The sequence below is a fragment of the Sphingobacterium sp. B29 genome, from assembly GCF_001952815.1.
GTDB lineage: Bacteria > Bacteroidota > Bacteroidia > Sphingobacteriales > Sphingobacteriaceae > Sphingobacterium > Sphingobacterium siyangense.
On sequence record NZ_CP019158.1, the window covers coordinates 1,298,233 to 1,315,407 of the forward strand.

A 17,175-nucleotide genomic window follows, 5' to 3' on the forward strand; every position below is an offset into this window, starting at 1 on the left:
GTTATTAAAGTCGTTGTCGATATTGTTGAGAAAAAATTATGATTAGGGATATAAAAGCCCTATTTTTATATAAAGCCCTTGGATTTATGAATAAAGTGAACAAGCCTGCCACGATTAAAGAAATTGCCAAGAAGCTGAAAATCAGTCCTTCGACAGTTTCTAGAGCATTGAATGATCATCCTAGTATTGGATTGGTGACAACAATGCGCGTAAAAAAAAATGGCCGAAGAATTGAATTATGAACCCAATCAAACGGCTATATTCTTCAAGCAGCGTAAAACATTTACGATTGCTGTTATCTTACCGAGTTTGTCTGAACCGTTTTTTTCTTTCGCCATCAGCGAAATTGAAAATGTTGCATCAGAACACCGATATACTGTGCTGATGGGACAATCACTGGATGACCCCGAGCGTGAAGAGCAGATCTTAAAAACATTTAAAAACCATCGTGTCGATGGGATTTTGATGTCTATAGGTAAAAAGACGACCAATTTAGAATTCATTGAGAAATTGGAAGCGTCTGGTATCCCGATTGTCTTCTTTGACTGTGTGCCTAGTTTACCCAATATCAATAAAGTACAAAGCGATCTTTCTACGGGTATGAACGAAGCTGTGGATGCTTTCGTAGCGCGTGGACATAAAATTATTGCCCTTGTAAATGGGCCGAAAACCTTGCCGGCTAGTGAAGATCGAAAAGTAGCTTATCTATCCGCCATGAAAAGGAATGGTATGGATATTCTAGAAAAGAATATCATCGAAACAGACCTGAGTACGGAAGGAAATGAAAAGGCTATGGATAGTATATTTGCGATGTCTGAGCGACCTTCTGCAATTATATCTTTTAATGACTTTGTTACACTTGATTTGATGAAAGCGGCCAGACAGAAGGGGCTTGTCTTAAATCAAGATATTTTCTTTATTAGTTATGCCAACTATCCGTTATGGCAATATATGGAAAATCCGCCAATGGGACGCATAGAGCAATTTCCGGGAATGCAAGCGCGTAAAGCGGCTGAAATTTTATTTGAACGCATTGACAACACCGAAATTGTCGATCAACAGATCGTCTTTAAGTCGCGATTGGTTATGTAATCGCTATTAACCATTCGATCATAAAACTAAAAAGGGGAAAATCGTTAGATTTTCCCCTTTTTAGTTTTTTTGTTTTACTACTACAAGTGGATCACTTCACCGTAAGCATCAGCACAAGCTTCCATAATCGCTTCACTCATTGTTGGGTGAGGATGGATGGTTTTAATCATTTCATGACCTGTCGTTTCCAGTTTGCGGGCAACAACAACTTCTGCAATCATTTCTGTAACATTGGCTCCGATAAGGTGTGCGCCTAGGAACTCACCATATTTAGCATCAAAGATAACTTTAACAAAGCCATCTTTCGCACCAGCAGCTGAAGCTTTTCCTGAAGCTGAGAATGGGAATTTACCAACTTTAATTTCATACCCGGCTTCTTTTGCCGCTTTTTCGGTATAACCTACAGAAGCAATTTCTGGGGAACAATATGTACAGCCAGGGATATTATTGTAGTCAATAGGTTCAACATGTAGACCTTTGATTTTTTCAACACAAGTGATTCCTTCTGCTGAGGCAACGTGAGCCAAGGCTTGGCCTTTAACAATGTCACCGATCGCATATACACCTTCGATGTTTGTTTTGTAGAAATCATCTACAACAACACGGCCGCGATCAGTTTTTACACCAACCTCTTCCAAGCCAATATTTTCGATATTTGGAGCGATACCAACAGCCGATAATACAATCTCTGCTTCGATAACTTCAATACCTTTTTCTGTTTTGATAGAAACTTTGCTCAACTCACCTGTTGTGTCAACGGATTGAACTTCAGATTTCGTTAAGATGGTGATACCTTGTTTCTTTAAGCTTTTCTCTAATTGTTTTGAAATTTCTTCATCTTCAACAGGAACGATTCTATCCATAAATTCTACGATAGTTACTTTTGTTCCGATTGCATTATAGAAATAAGCGAACTCAACACCGATAGCACCTGAGCCAACAACAACTAAAGATTTTGGTTGTTTAGGAAGTGTCATTGCTTGACGGTAGCCGATGATTTTTTTACCATCTTGAGGTAAATTAGGCAATTCACGTGAACGTGCACCAGTCGCTAGGATGGTATGTTTTGCCGAATATTCTTTAGTAGAACCGTCTGCTCCTTTTACATCGATTTTACCACCTTTTTTAATTTTTGCAGTTCCATTGATGACGTCGATTTTATTCTTTTTCATCAAGAACTGAATACCTTTACTCATTCCTTCAGCAACCCCGCGACTTCTTTTGACAATAGCGTCAAAATCAGCCTCACCACCTTGAACATTGATGCCGTAATCAGCGGCATGGTTTAAATATTCAAATACCTGAGCACTTTTCAATAATGCTTTTGTAGGGATACAGCCCCAGTTTAGACAGATTCCGCCTAATGATTCGCGTTCAATAATCGCTGTTTTGAACCCTAACTGAGCGGCTCTAATGGCAGCAACATACCCGCCTGGACCACTACCGATTACAATGATGTCGTAATTCATATAAATAAATATTCTGTAGTTGAGTGTTATAGCTTCAAATGACAAAATCTGTGAAGCATATATTCATTCAAAAGTACGCATTTTTTCTGATGAATATGAACTATTTATTGTAAAATTGGCGGTTTCTGATAAAACACTGTCGCTGTTTCTAGCAGAATGTCACATCCTGGTCAAAGGGGGAAAAATAATAGTTAAAGCGTTTTTAGAGTCTTATTTTTGAAGTTCACAATACACAGTTTATCATTATGTTAAGAATATTCAGACAGATCGCCCTGTGGGAAGCAATCTCCACCATTTGCTTGTTTTTTATTGCCATGCCGTTGAAATATTTCGCGGGAATCCCCGAAGCAGTCAAAATAGCCGGTTCCATTCATGGCTTCTTTGTCGTTATCTTCGTCGTTATGCTGATCATGTCAACTGTAGAATACAAGTGGCCTATATTAAAGGCGGTGAAATATTTCTTGGCTTCTTTAATCCCTATTTTTGGCTTTTGGGTGGAATTGGATCTTAAAAAAGAAATTGAAGGAAAGAGACAGAAATCATAGTTTGTTTAAAAAATACAAATGCATAAATTTTTACAAAGGGTTAGGTAGGGGGGAGATACCAAATTAATAAAGACAGGGGAGATGTTTAATCATCTCTACCTGTCTTCTCAATCCCCATATACGCATAGGTAATGCTATCTTTTCCATGAGGAGCTGGATTACCATCTTCATCCAAGTTTACAAAGACCAATTTATCGATCGATAGAATTGTTTTCCTGGATATTTTATTGCGTACCTCGCAGCGCATCGTTAAAGATGTTGTTCCAAAATTGATCGCTTCAATACCCAGTTCGAGAATATCGCCTTGCTTGGCTGAGCTTACAAAGTTTATTTCTGAAATAAATTTCGTAACCACTTTGGGATTTCCTAATTGAACGATAGCATAGATGACTGCTTCTTCATCAATCCATCGCAGTAGTGTTCCTCCAAATAATGTTCCATTGGGATTTAGGTCTTCGGGTTTGACCCATTTTCTTGTATAAAAATTCATCGTGTATAGGTATTTATGACAAAGGGGAAAAGTTTCCTTTTCCCCTTGAGTATTCGATATTTATCGCCTAAGCGTGTATTGCTCTGTTTGCTGTAGCTGCTAGCGCCGCCTCTTTGATTGCTTCAGTATAGGTTGGGTGTGCATGGCAAATACGTGCGATATCCTCTGCAGATGCACGGTATTCCATAGCTACGGTTGCCTCACCAATCATATCTGCTGCACGAGGACCAATCATATGTACACCTAATACTTCGTCAGTTGTCGCGTCTGCCAGTACTTTTACAAAACCATCCGTGTCACCAGATGCTTTTGCACGACCAGAAGCTTTGAAAGAGAATGATCCAGCTTTGTATTTCACACCTGCCTCTTTAAGTTGCTCTTCAGTCTTTCCAACAGAAGCAACTTCAGGCCAAGTATAAACAACACCTGGAATCAAATTATAATCAATATGTGGTTTTTGACCTGCAATATATTCTGCAACATATACACCTTCGTCCTCAGCTTTGTGTGCCAACATTGCTCCAGTGATCACATCACCAATTGCAAATACACCTTGTACAGCTGTTTCCAAATGGGCATTAACAGGGATTTTCTTGCCTCTTTCTTCTACTGTGATGCCGATATTTTCTAATCCTAAGCCTTCAGAATATGCGGTACGACCAACCGCTACGATACAATAATCGCCTTCTAAAGTGACTTCTTGTCCTTTCGGATCTTCAGCGGTTACTTTTACAACTTTACCTTTCGCGGAAGCTCCAGTTACTTTATGACCTAAATAGAACTCCATGCCCAATGATTTTTTCAAAACACGTTGTAGTTCTTTTCCTAAGCCACCATCCATTGTACCGATGATAGATTTTGCAAATTCAACAACAGAAACTTTTGAACCCAAACGAGCATAAACAGAACCTAGTTCCAAACCTATAACACCACCACCAATGACAATAAGGTGTTTTGGAATCTCTTTTAGGTTAAGTGCTTCGGTTGAGGTAATGATTCTTTTTTTATCAACAGGTAGGAAAGGCAATGAAGTCGGTTTCGATCCCGTTGCGATAATTACATTTTTACCAGTGATCTGTTCTGTAGAACCATCTGCTTTCGTTATTTTGATGGTGTTTTTGTCCACAAATGAACCCACACCCTGAAAACTGTCAATTTTATTCTTCTTAAATAAGAAGGTAATACCTGCAGTATTTTGGGCAATGACATCGTCTTTACGAGCAATCATCTTTGCCATGTCTACTTTCAGATCTTTCAAGCTGATGCCAAATGCATCAAAATTGTGCGCAGCATTGTGGTAATGCTCCGAAGAATCTAAAAGCGCTTTTGAAGGAATACATCCAACGTTAAGACAAGTACCACCAAATGTGCTATATTTTTCAATAACAGCTGTTTTTAATCCTAATTGGGCACAACGGATAGCTCCTACATATCCGCCTGGACCACTTCCGATTACAATTACGTCGTATTGCATTGATTACGTTTTATTTTTTTGTACCACAAATTTAATGATTATTAATGGGATAGGAAATCAAAACTTACGATTTGTGACCAAAGATCCTTACTTTACATTTTTTTGATAAAAGAATGGAAATTATGCACCTCGGGGAACAATGAATCGGTGTTAGTGGGGGTATAAAATTGAAAAAAGGATATTCATAGTTTGAATATCCTTTTTTACTTATTAGTTATTCTGCAACAATTTTTCCTTGCATGACACCATAGTGACCAGGGAAGCTACAAATAAACGTATAAACTCCTTTTTCAAGAGTAAAAGTGATTTTATCAGTTTCTCCAGGTCCCAATAATTTTGTGTGGGAAACAATTGAAGATAAAGCTGATTTTGGAATATATTCGTCTGCAGCAGCTGCAGCAGCCTCAGCACCAAAAGTTGGAAGGTCAACACCTGGTTTTAGGATAACTACGTTATGTCCCATGGACTCTTTTGGCATAGTACCGGCATTTTTGAAAGATAATTCTACTGGCTCACCCGCTTTTACACGGAATAAATCCTTATTATATTTCATTTGATCGTTACCTTCTAAAGATAAGCTGTTGGAAATAGCCACGTTTTCAATTCCAGGCACTGTTTCTGTTGCTTGGCTTTCTGTTGAAGTTGTCGCTTCTGTACTAGTTGATTTTTCAGACTTGTCACTGTTTCCACCACAAGATGCAATTGATAAAGCAACTGCAACTGCTGGTATCATAAAAAGTTTTTTCATTTGAATGATTGTTTGTTTATCTTTTATTTATTGTAGGCATTTCCGCAGCCTTTAGCGGTTTAGTGATGAAGTTATGACGAACGTAATTCCTTTCTGGATGCGCGTTCATGAGAAATAACATCAAAACATCTTGATTATGTTCTAAAATTAATGATTTCATTGATAAATTGAAACTATCATTTCAATTTTGACAATAAAGTATCAATTGTTTTATATAATTTGATAGGATCGAATGGCTTTCCGACAACTTCATTGGCTCCGGCATCGAGCGCTTCCTGTTGTTCGGCTTGGAGCACAGAGGCTGAAATGGAAATAATCGGCATGTTTGCGATTGTCGGATTCGTGTTTCGACGTATTTCCTTGATCGCTTCAAAACCACTCATGAGCGGCATATGGGCATCCATAAACACCAGGTCGATTTTTTTCTTATTGATTTCTTCTAGTGCGATGAGTCCATTCGTTGCCAAAGTAATTTCGCAATTCCAGCTCTTCAGGATATTTGCCAGCATAAAGCTGTTTAATTCATTGTCCTCAGCAATGAGAACCATCGGGAAGTTGAACTTCGGCAATTCCGTATAGAGTACCTGCGTTTCTTTTTCTACGGGTTTATCTTTGATTTTGTCGAAAGTACATTCAAAAGAGAAAATACTCCCTTTACCATATTCACTCGATGCAAAAACCCGACCGTTGAGCAGCGCAGCAATACGTTTTACAATTGCGAGGCCCAATCCTGTACCGCCAAATTTTTTGGTGATACTATCTTCTCCCTGTTCAAACGCAATAAATATTTTTTCCAGGGCGTCTTCTACAATGCCGATCCCTGTGTCTATAACCTGAAACCGTAAACAGATACTATGGTTATCCTCTGTTAGAAGCTGAATTTTTAATACAACAGAACCTTCCAAGGTGAATTTGAAACTATTGGAGATAAAGTTGGTCAATATTTGTTTCAACCGTAGTGGATCTGTCAGAAAATAACTTGTGATCCGATCGTCTACATCAATTGAAAAATTCAACCCTTTGTAGTTGGCTTTATCAATAAAGAGATTGTTTAGATCATCTGTAATATCTTGCACTGATGTCGACTCCATATTAAGTTTCATCATGCCCGAGTCAACTTTTGAAAGATCCAATATGTCGTTGATAATGGTCAATAGATTTTGAGAGGCAGAGTCCAGTTTATTGATCCAGTTTTCTTGCTCTAAAGTGAGCTGGGAGTTTTTTAACATCTGTGTAATGCCCATGATACCATTAATAGGTGTACGAATCTCATGACTCATATTGGCTAAAAAGGTTTCTTTCGACTTTCTGGCAAGATCTGCCTCTTCTTTAGCTTTGAGAATGGCCTGTTTTGATTCTTCTAAGGCAATGTTTTTCTCTTTAATTTCCTGCTGTATCAGTAATTGCTGAACAAAAGATTTTACTTTTGCGATGGTCGCTTCGGGGTTCAGCGGTTTATATAGATAATCCACAGCTCCGCTATTAAGTCCCTGAATGAGGTATTTGTCTTCTTTTGAAATCGCTGTTACCATAATCGGGATAATATGGTTTGTTTTCGGATTCTTCTTTAGGAAGGAAACAAATTCAAAACCATTGATTTCTGGCATCTGTACATCAACGAGCGCTAAGTCAATATCCTCTTTCCAGCAGATTTTTAAAGCTTCGTTGGGATCTGTGCTCGTCACTATATTTATATTTTCGATATCCTCCAGCAGTGCTGTAAGACTGATAATATTTTCAATTTTATCATCGACAATCAATATATTTATCTTCTTCATTATAGCAAATCTAAATACAATTTTAAGTCAATTGCTTGATGTAATCTTTTATTTCTTGAATGCTCAAAATGCGTTCCTGTGCATCGAGTTGAATAGCTGCTTCGGGCATGATGGGAACTTCAGCCGTCGCAGGGTCTTGTACAAAAGTCGTCCCGCCGTACCGTTTTATCATTAATAATCCCTGTGCACCATCCTGATTTGCTCCAGAGAATAAGATAGCGGTACAATTTTCTTTATATATTTCGGCTACAGATTCGAAAGTTACATCAATTGATGGTCTTGAGTATTGAACAGGTTCCGAGATATCCAAAGAAAAGCTATAGTCTGGTTCAACTAAAAGATGATAGCCAGCAGGGGCAAAATAAATGGTCCCATTTTCTATCGCTTCCTTATCATCTGCAGTTTTTATTTTTTGAACAAGCGCTTTGGAAAGCGTGTCCTCAATACTAGAAGCATATTTAGGGTTTCTGTGTACAATGACAATAACGGGTATGCGGATTGGTCGTTCCAATGACTTTAATAGATTTAGAATGACACTAAACCCACCGGCAGACCCCGCTAACAAAAGAATTTTCCTTTCCATCACCTACTAACCAATTTTTTGGTAAATATTCTGTTTTTTGTTTACGACCTTAAATTTAGCAGCGTCTTTATAGTTGATTAAAGATTCTTTCGCTCCCAAACATAAGAAGCCCAGATGGCATAGTGAATGATAGAATAAATCCAGGACTTGATTTTGCAGTTCAGTATCAAAATAGATCAATACATTACGGCAGGTAATCAGTTGAAATTCATTAAAAACGCCATCGGACACCAAGCTATGCATAGAGAAAAGGACATTTTTTTTTCAGACTATTATTAATGGTAGCTGCGTTGTACATCGCTGTATAATAATCCGACAGTGAGTTTTTTGGTTCTGTTTTAATAAAATTTTCCGAGTATTCTTTAACTTTCGCGAGGGAATAGATGCCGCGTTTTGCCTTTTCTAACACTTTGCCGTTAATGTCGGTACCATAAATAAATGCACGTTGGTAAAGATTTGCTTCTTCTAACAATATGGCCAGCGAATAAACTTCTTCGCCAGTAGAACAACCGGCACTCCACAGTTTTATATGTGGATAAGTTGCGAGATAGGGAAATACATCCGTTTTTACAGCTTTATAAAAATCAGGATCCCTAAACATTTCAGTTACATTCACTGTAATTTCCTGTAGGAAATAGGTGCTGAATCCGGGCTGATTAATCAAATTGGACTTTAGCTCCTGTAGATTGAGCTTGTTAAGTTCCATTATTCTAGTCACACGTCTTTTTAAGGAAGCTCTTGTATAACCGGATACATCATAGCCGTGGAGATTTTTGACTATATCAATAACTTCTTCCAACTCTTCAAAACTTATCATTGCTACTATTTTATCGGTTAACTCAGCCATACGCGCATCAGAGATATTAATTTGTCAACATCAACCGGTTTACTAATATAATCGTTTGCTCCAACAGCAATTGTTTTTTCTCTATCACCTTTCATTGCTTTCGCTGTCACAGCAATAATAGGAAGGTTTGCAAATTTCTTGTTTGCCCTTATTTTTTCAATAGCCTCATAACCATCCATGACGGGCATCATGATATCCATTAAAACAAGGTCAATCTGTTTATTTCGTTCAAGAATATCTAAAGCTTCCTGGCCATTGTTGGCAATTTCAATGTTCATATCATAGCTTTCAAATGCGGTACTAAGGGCAAAAATATTCCGCATATCGTCATCTGCGAGTAATACTGTTTTTGAAGCTAAATTGTTCTCAGCAATTACAGAGGATCCTGAGTGATTGAACATCGTGTATTCGTGCTTATTGCTGCGAATTTTATTTAAGAATAAATTAACTTCATCAATCAGACGATTATTTGATTTAGCAGATTTAAGGACCATCGCCTGGCTGTGATGCAAAATTTCGGAAGTCTGCTCTGTAGTGAGTTCCATTGCCGTATTGATGATAATGGGTAAATCCTTAAATTGAGTGTTTGATTTGATTTCATTCAGGAGTTCAATGCCTGATTTGTCAGGGAGATTCAGGTCCATAATGATGCAGTCAAACAATTTCTCTTGATCTAATAAATCGAGCGCCTGTCTCGCATTGAAAGCCTGAAATATCTGAATATGCTGTTCTTCTAAAGATTGTTTGATAAAATCGCTTTGGATTTCCTGATCTTCCACCAGCAGAATTTTTTTCAATGGATGACTAGTCGATGCTTTTATTTTTAAGAATGTTTCAGCCAAAGATTCTTCTGACACGGGTTTAGCCATAAATCCGATGGCTCCGGCAGAAATAGGTTCATCATGTAAAAATGTTCCTGCCGACATCATGTGTACGGGAATCTCCTTGGTGCTGTCAATTTTTTTGAGGTTACGAAGAACTTCCCAACCATCCATTTTAGGCAACATAATATCTAAGATAATTGCGGCAGGTCGTAAATTTTGTGCTTTTTGTAAACCATCTTGCCCATCATAGCTGATGTAAACATCGTAGCCGTTTTGTTCGGCGTAGTCTTTTAGAATATCTGCAAAAATAAAATCATCCTCAATAATCAGAAGTTTATTGTGTTTTCCATCGTTGTCGATCGACTTCGTTTTTTCGACTATAGGATTTTCCTTCGGAATTTGCGTTGGTGGATTACTTTCTTTTTCGACAGATGTTACTTTCGGGACTGAAATTTGAATCTCCTGTTCTAGCGGGATACTGAAGGTGAAAATACTACCTTCACCAACCTTACTGGATAAGGTTATTTTCCCTTTTAATAAGCTAGCAATTTCGCGGCATATCGATAAGCCTAAACCAGTGCCACCATATTTACGACTCGTTGAGCCATCTTCCTGTTTAAAAGCATCAAAAATTAGCTCTTGTTTTTCTGGAGCAATGCCAATACCGTTATCTTTTACCGTAAAAAGAAGATTTTCAGCTTCAGCTTCTATCGCTAAAGAGACTTCGCCCTTTTCACCTGTAAACTTGAAGGCATTCGATAATAAATTCTTGAGGACTTGTTGTATACGATGTTCATCACCGATGAATTCCTGCGGTGCATTTACATTGACATCGAGTAGGAAGTCAATATTTTTCGACGCTGCGGTATCATTGAAAAAATCTTTAATATAATTGACAAGATAGTTTGTGTTGATACGTTCTTTTTGGACTTCAACTTTACCGGATTCAATTTTTGCCAGATCCAACAATTCGTTAATTAAATGAAGGAGATCTGAGCCGGCACTGTGAATGACAGAAGCATATTTTATTTGATCCTCACTGAGGTTTTTCTTTTTGTTATCCTGAAGTAATTTGGCAAGAATGAGAATACTATTAAGTGGTGTCCGCAGTTCATGGCTCATATTGGCCATAAATTCAGATTTATATTTGCTGGACAGCTCTACTTCCTCTATTTTTTGGGCTATGGCCTGGCGGGCTTTTTCTAGATCTTCATTTTGTGCAAAGAGCAATTTAGCCTTCTCGTCCAGCTCGTTATTGGTTTGGATAAGTTCTTCCTGCTGTACTCTAAGCTCTTCCTCAGAAGCCTCCAACAAATGGGTCTTGTGGATTAACTCCTCATTGGTTGTTCTCAATTCCTCCTGTTGCGTCTCTAATTCCTCGGTTTGTTGTTGAAGTTCCTCATAAAGATCGGCAAGCTTTCCATGAGTTTGGGCTACTTTGATAATAACGGCAATGTTATCTTTTGCTTTATCCAGGAAGTTAAATCGTAGTTGCTCGTCTTTCTCATTGACAATGGGGCAACAGATTTCCATGACACCGACACAATGGCTTTCATAAGAGAAGGGAACAATATAAATCTCAGCGTCTAAGTGATCGGATAACGAGGTTTCTAAGATAAGATGCTTGTGGTCAATATCTTTTATTTTAACGACTTCATGATTGTTTGCAACTTCGCCCAAAATGCCATCGTTTTCCTTAAACGTTCGTTTGATATACTGTGTGGAGGAAATACCAATTTTGTGGCAAAGCTGATACTCCTGATAGTTATCATCGAAAATGTAAATCGTCCCACCTAATGCTTTTGTCGTGGAAGCAATAGCATGTAGGCTTATTTCGGCAATTTTCTTGTCTGTATAGTCACCGCGTAATTGTTCGTCGATGCCATTAATCGCATTCAAAATCCAGTTATCACTGTTGGTCTGTTCTTGCAATAGTTGGAGACTTTTATTGGATTCTTGTTGACTTTTCACTGTAGACCTCAGAAATCTAGAGATCGAGGAAATTTTAGCGAGAATATAGAAGAACCCACTTAAGCCAATGGCGATGAAAAGGTAAGTAATGTACTGGGCCAGTTGCAGTTCATTTCTAGATTTTTCTAAGAGTCTTGCCCGTTGGTCTAATAGATCTCTCGACATGAGATCGATCTGATTTAATATCGAGGCCTTTCGTTCGTGAATATTATGGGATATGGATTGAGTTTCCTTTGTGTGATCGATATCCTGCTCAAAGTCGTAAAATGCAACGATATCTTTGCGGATGTTTTCAGTGCTGTTTGGCTGAACATGATAGAAATCATCTTTCAAACTTAAAGATCGCAACAGTTCGTCCATTTTTTTAAATTCCATTTTATAAGGAATAAATAGTGAAGCGTCTTTCTTATTCAGGTAATCAAGTTTGATGTCATTTACTTCGTCTACACTTGATTTGATTTCATTAATAATATTGAATCTATTTTCGGCAACACGAACAATACTTCGCTCGTTATTTAAATTATGATGCAGCGATATGAAAAAATATAGGGCTGAAAGGAAGATAAGCGAAAAAGAAATTATCACTCCTATGGTAATTTGCTTTCTATAATTTTTTCGATTCATGTTAGAATGAGTTTATCGTTTACTTTTCTGTAGGTATTGTGTTTCGATGGTACCTGGGGAAAAAGATATATGTAAAATAACAAAAAAACTTGCTATTCCTAAAATAATCAAAAGTCAGCATAGAAGCAAACCTATAAACAGTCAAGGGGCATTCCAAAATAATCGATTACCGCGCAATAGCGATTTTTTGTTACGTAAGCGTAGCTCATACCATTTTTTGTCTTTTAATTCTGAGTTGCAGCAAGTAGGGATCAAGCAGTGATCAAATTAGGTCTTTTAACAGTACTTGTTCAGTGTTTGTTCAGTGCTCGTTCAGTGATTGTTCAGTGATCACTCAGTGTAGACTGAATAAGCAGTGACTGATCACTGTCTAAAAATTGATTGAAAATTGTTCTTAGCTATATGTTGGTAGGGAGATAGTTCAGTCAAGTTTATTAAATAGAAGAAGAAAAAATGCTTATAAAAACAAAACCCTGATGATGGGCACCAGGGTTCGTTACTAACCAATTATAAACCTAAATTATGAAAAGACTCTTTAAGGGCTTCTAAACTAAATTAGTTGCCGTGTTGTGCCGTGAAAACTAAAAATGATTGTTTTTTAAAATCTTATGCAAGCTTCAAGTAAATAACTCTTCTGACTGCTTGCTGTTAGTGTTTCATAGCGAGATAACCTTTAATTATCTTCTACAAAGATACGGTAAATATACAGTAGCATCCAAATATTTTTGAGAATAAGTTGCTAATACAACTATGTTGTGACACACAAATGATATTTTGGCTTAACTGAATAATTATCTGACAGCCCTGTCAATTAGATCAGTATCGCTACACGAATTATTACTCGAAATGCCTTACTTTTACAAAAATAAATTTTTATGGTATTGACCGAATTTAAATCGATAAGAGCATTTGTATTGGATGTAGATGGTGTATTGACTGATGGTACTGTACAAGTTAATGAAGAAGGGCATCAGTTACGTACATTTAATATAAAAGATGGCTATGCTATGCAGTTGGCGATCAAGAAAGGCTATCCTATTTTTATTATCACAGGAGGAGGTTCGAAGGGGGTCGAGCAGCGGATGAAAGGTTTGGGAATCAAAGAAGTGTATTCAAAAGTTAGTGACAAACTGTCTAAAATGAAAGAACTTGCTTATGATTACAAGCTTGAATTAAATCAGTTGATGTACATCGGTGACGATATCCCTGATTTTAGCTGCATGAAGTCTGTTGGCGTAGCTGTTTCTCCGGCAGATGCAGTAGAAGAGATCAAGAAAATTTCACATTATGTGTCTAGCTTTTGTGGCGGAAAGGGAGTTGTGCGTGAATTGATCGAAAAGGTCATGAAAGTACAAGGCAATTGGTATGAGGATGAAACAGTAAAAAGTATATAAGGATGTTGAAAAATCTAAAAAATAGAACAATTATATTAGGGTCTCAATCTCCACGGAGAAAACAGCTGTTAACAGGGCTTGGGCTGACATTTGAAGTCGACGTTCGGGAAACGGCAGAATACGTGGATCCGAATTTATCCGCTGCAGAGGTCGTTCGCCAAATCGCTATTTGTAAAGCGGAGGCATTTGGGGATAAAGACGATTGTTTGGTTATCTGTGCCGATACTATTGTCGTATCGGATAAGGGCGAAATATTAGGTAAACCCAAAGATGAACAGGAAGCCAGAGCAACACTAACAAACTTGTCTGGTAAGAAACATTTGGTGTTGACTGCCGTAGCGATCTCATGGGAGGGTAAGATTAGCACTTTCGTCGAAACGACAACTGTTTATTTTTACGAATTAGATGCGGATGAAATCGATCATTATGTTACTAAATTTTCACCATTAGATAAAGCGGGTTCTTATGGAATACAGGAATGGATCGGCTTAATCGCCGTAAAAAAAATAGAGGGAGAATATAATAATGTGGTCGGATTGCCAACGGCAAAGCTTTATCAAGAATTGAAAAAGTTAATGTAAAAAAAGCGGCAAAAGCCGCTTTTTTATTATTCATTGATTTTTTAGCTGAGCTATTATTTGATGAAATAACGAACCCCAGTGTAGAACATGCGTCCTGTTAATGGTCCCCAAAGCATTGAAGTGTCAAAATAGTTTCCAAAGGGTTGATCCGCTGCAAGTATTGGCATATTTTGGAAATAATTAGACAGATTTTCTCCGCCCACATATACAGTGAAGTTTTTCTCTTTCCCAAAAGTTTTGCTAATCTGCGCATTCATGGTCGCATAAGCTTTTGATGCTGTAGGCATTTGATATTCAACGGGGTTCTCTGCTGTTGACGGAATGCGTTTTTGTCCAACAACATTCAACGTATAGTCTACACTCCAGCCAGAATGGTGATTATAAGCTAGGTTTACAAAACCACGGTGTTTGGCCAATAGCGGTTTGGTCTTTCTGCCACTTTGAAAATCAGTTTGGACATCAAGTAAGCGATAGGCCAATCTCGTTTCAAAATGTGGTGCTGGCATAAAGCGAAATTCTGTTTGCAAGCTATTGGAGAAAGACTTCCCATTCAAATTGTAAAAATTGATCTCTCGGGGATTTTCGTAATCGACCACGACCTGATTAGAGAAGCTGTTGTGGAAAAATTCAACGGATGCCGAAGCCTCACGTCCAAAGATCCGCATACTTTGGTCTATCGCTATTCCGCTATTCCAGGAGACTTCAGGTTGTAGGCCATAAGCTTTATCGTATATATTAGGCGATTGAATAACCAATTTTCTACTACTTGCCAAGACGGCCGTATTTTCTGCAAATATATTTGCTGTACGTTGACCTCTTCCTGAGCTAGCTCGAACCGTTGTTCCCGAAATCGGTGCATAACGTAAATGGATGCGTGGTGTTGTAAACCAACCGTACAGGGAATTATAGTCTTGGCGGAGACCGATAATGGCATCAAATTTTTCTGATGGACTATAGGTATATTCTGCAAATGCTCCCGAAACCACTTCTTTCCTTTTGAAGTTTTGATCTTTTAAATACCACTCATTGTAATTGTCATAATTAATCGAGGCACCAACGCGATACTTGTGAGCGACAGTGCCGATAATATCTTGAAATAAGAGGTTAGCATATCCATTTTGTTGGTCTGAATTGTAGTTATTGAGCCCAAAATAGCTTTTTTGATTGTAATTCGACCCTGCAAGCTGGAGACCTATGCTGCGGTGCTTATTTTCGGGGAACACATAACCAATTTTAGCGAAACCTTCTACACGTTCAATATCAAACCCTAAACCATAGCGATTCGTTGTACCCTTATCTGTCTTTTCGTTAAAATCAATCTGCCCGCCTGTACGGTCGTCATTGAGATATTTTACCCCAAATTGTACCATAAGTCCTTTCCCATTTTCATAAAACCAACGGTTGACCCCAGAGAATAGATTGCCAACGGGTATATCTCTAAATCCGTTGTGACTAAAGTTCATGGATTTATTGTACATGAAATTGTCGTGCAATAGAACTGCAGTGGACCAATGCTGACCAATTTTTTGTGAAAGATTTAAGTTGACATCTGTGCGTCCCATGTTGTTCGCATAGGCATTAAAAAACAATCTTTCTGAATTTTGGGGTTTTTTCAATTCGACGTTGATCTGTCCGGCCATGTTTTCGAAACCGTTGGCTACGGAACCGATACCTTTCGCGATTTGAATTGATTCAATCCATGTTCCTGCAATAGAATTTAAACCTAAAGGAGAAGCGAGCCCACGAGGTCCGGGTAAATTTTCAACGGTTAATTGGGTATAAATACCACTAAGACCTAGCATTTGAATCTGTTTGCTGCCTGTTACAGCATCAGCACTGACGACATCGACGGAGGCATTGGTTTCAAAGCTCTCGCTTAAGTCACAGCACGCCGCTTTGAATAACTCCTTTCCTGTAAGAACTTCCAGTCGTGCAGGTGTCATACGGTCGATGTAATTTGAGCGTCGTGTTCCTTTTACCTCGACTTCCATCAACACATTTCCTTTTGCTGTAATCATGATGACTTCATGAAGATCTTTGATGGTGATGGTGTCAGGTTTCATCCCAACATAACTTACAACCAATTTGTTGAATCCTTCTTTATGGTCCAATTTAAAAACACCATTTTCGTTTGTCCTTGTGTTTTTGGTTGGAAGGTTGGCCCAGTGTAAATTGGCACCAATAATGGGTTTAAGATCCCCCTTTTCATTTTCTTCAACGACAACACCGGTAACTGTATGTGGATGGTCATGGTTATCGGTTGTTACAGTTTTCTTTTCGGGTATTTTGCCATTTTCCAATCGCGGATACATACAACATTCATGGAGTTTAGCGTAGGATTCATCAGTGGCAACCAAGTTGTCTACATCATGACCAACTTGAGCAATATTTTTCTTGATTGTCTCCAGTTGAACTTTTTGGGGGTTATATTTGATTTGCAATAAGTTGTCTCCTGCATTCCAAACGGCCGTTTCTACGCCATGCATTTTTGCGGCAGTTTCAATACGTTTTTTACACATGGCACAGTTCCCAGCCACTGTAAGAGTCCTCGTACTGTCGGTCTGTGCCTGTACAAATGCCAGAAAAAATAAGGATAGAATGGTTGTCGTATATATTTTTTTGAAAATTTGATTCATCATTTTAATTAAGAGTATTCGCTTCAACTAGCATTTAATTTTTACCTTCATGATACCACGCAACCACATTCAAGGGGTACGGATTTATTTTTTCAGTTCTACTATTTTTGCTGAATGAT

At 38.1% G+C, this 17,175-nt stretch carries 15 protein-coding genes; 5 read left to right on the forward strand and 10 right to left on the reverse strand.

Annotation, left to right across the window (positions count from 1 at the left end; all coding sequences use genetic code 11):
• Positions 1 to 86: 86 nt before the first annotated feature.
• Positions 87 to 242, forward strand: a complete 156-nt coding sequence (locus BV902_RS27975) for a LacI family DNA-binding transcriptional regulator (RefSeq protein WP_237241979.1) — start codon at positions 87 to 89, stop codon at positions 240 to 242.
• Positions 220 to 1,092, forward strand: a complete 873-nt coding sequence (locus tag BV902_RS05465; protein ID WP_237241981.1) for a LacI family DNA-binding transcriptional regulator — start codon at positions 220 to 222, stop codon at positions 1,090 to 1,092. The genes BV902_RS27975 and BV902_RS05465 overlap by 23 nt, the downstream gene beginning before the upstream one ends.
• Positions 1,093 to 1,172: 80 nt before the next feature.
• On the opposite strand, the gene lpdA (BV902_RS05470) is transcribed toward BV902_RS05465, so the two are convergent.
• The gene (gene lpdA, locus BV902_RS05470; protein WP_070560650.1) at positions 1,173 to 2,561 is read right to left on the reverse strand and encodes a dihydrolipoyl dehydrogenase; all 1,389 of its coding nucleotides are present in this window, start codon (positions 2,559 to 2,561) and stop codon (positions 1,173 to 1,175) included.
• Between the two features lie 245 nt (positions 2,562 to 2,806).
• Between lpdA (BV902_RS05470) and BV902_RS05475 the strand changes: the two genes are divergently transcribed.
• Entirely contained in the window at positions 2,807 to 3,106 is a 300-nt protein-coding gene (locus BV902_RS05475; RefSeq protein WP_046674086.1) for a DUF3817 domain-containing protein, read from the forward strand.
• 85 nt (positions 3,107 to 3,191) lie between these two features.
• Here BV902_RS05475 and BV902_RS05480 read toward each other — a convergent pair whose 3' ends face one another.
• The 8 genes from BV902_RS05480 to BV902_RS05510 all read right to left on the reverse strand — a co-directional run bounded on the left by BV902_RS05480 (position 3,192) and on the right by BV902_RS05510 (position 12,445).
• On the reverse strand, positions 3,192 to 3,596 hold the full coding sequence (locus BV902_RS05480) for an acyl-CoA thioesterase (protein WP_075991086.1): 405 nt from the start codon (positions 3,594 to 3,596) through the stop codon (positions 3,192 to 3,194).
• A 67-nt stretch (positions 3,597 to 3,663) separates the two neighbouring features.
• On the reverse strand, positions 3,664 to 5,070 hold the full coding sequence (lpdA, locus tag BV902_RS05485; protein WP_075991087.1) for a dihydrolipoyl dehydrogenase: 1,407 nt from the start codon (positions 5,068 to 5,070) through the stop codon (positions 3,664 to 3,666).
• Between the two features lie 214 nt (positions 5,071 to 5,284).
• The gene (locus tag BV902_RS05490) at positions 5,285 to 5,818 is read right to left on the reverse strand and encodes a plastocyanin/azurin family copper-binding protein (RefSeq protein WP_075991088.1); all 534 of its coding nucleotides are present in this window, start codon (positions 5,816 to 5,818) and stop codon (positions 5,285 to 5,287) included.
• Positions 5,819 to 5,994: 176 nt separating this feature from the next.
• Entirely contained in the window at positions 5,995 to 7,596 is a 1,602-nt protein-coding gene (locus BV902_RS05495) for a response regulator (RefSeq protein WP_075991089.1), read from the reverse strand.
• Between the two features lie 22 nt (positions 7,597 to 7,618).
• Entirely contained in the window at positions 7,619 to 8,179 is a 561-nt protein-coding gene (locus BV902_RS05500; RefSeq protein ID WP_075991090.1) for a chemotaxis protein CheB, read from the reverse strand.
• 6 nt (positions 8,180 to 8,185) lie between these two features.
• On the reverse strand, positions 8,186 to 8,422 hold the full coding sequence (locus tag BV902_RS28530) for a CheR family methyltransferase (protein WP_335682259.1): 237 nt from the start codon (positions 8,420 to 8,422) through the stop codon (positions 8,186 to 8,188).
• Positions 8,415 to 8,996: a CheR family methyltransferase gene (locus BV902_RS05505; protein ID WP_335682260.1), complete on the reverse strand. Its 582-nt coding sequence runs from the start codon at positions 8,994 to 8,996 to the stop codon at positions 8,415 to 8,417. Before BV902_RS05505 ends, BV902_RS28530 begins: the two co-directional genes overlap by 8 nt.
• A gap of 17 nt (positions 8,997 to 9,013) precedes the next feature.
• Positions 9,014 to 12,445: a hybrid sensor histidine kinase/response regulator gene (locus BV902_RS05510; RefSeq protein ID WP_075991091.1), complete on the reverse strand. Its 3,432-nt coding sequence runs from the start codon at positions 12,443 to 12,445 to the stop codon at positions 9,014 to 9,016.
• Positions 12,446 to 13,320: 875 nt separating this feature from the next.
• Between BV902_RS05510 and BV902_RS05520 the strand changes: the two genes are divergently transcribed.
• On the forward strand, positions 13,321 to 13,839 hold the full coding sequence (locus tag BV902_RS05520) for a KdsC family phosphatase (RefSeq protein WP_075991093.1): 519 nt from the start codon (positions 13,321 to 13,323) through the stop codon (positions 13,837 to 13,839).
• Positions 13,840 to 13,841: 2 nt separating this feature from the next.
• Complete coding sequence (locus tag BV902_RS05525; RefSeq protein WP_075991094.1) at positions 13,842 to 14,420, forward strand: Maf family protein; 579 nt, start codon at positions 13,842 to 13,844, stop codon at positions 14,418 to 14,420.
• A 53-nt stretch (positions 14,421 to 14,473) separates the two neighbouring features.
• On the opposite strand, the gene BV902_RS05530 is transcribed toward BV902_RS05525, so the two are convergent.
• Entirely contained in the window at positions 14,474 to 17,059 is a 2,586-nt protein-coding gene (locus tag BV902_RS05530) for a TonB-dependent receptor domain-containing protein (protein WP_083663486.1), read from the reverse strand.
• Between the last annotated feature and the right edge of the window lie 116 nt (positions 17,060 to 17,175).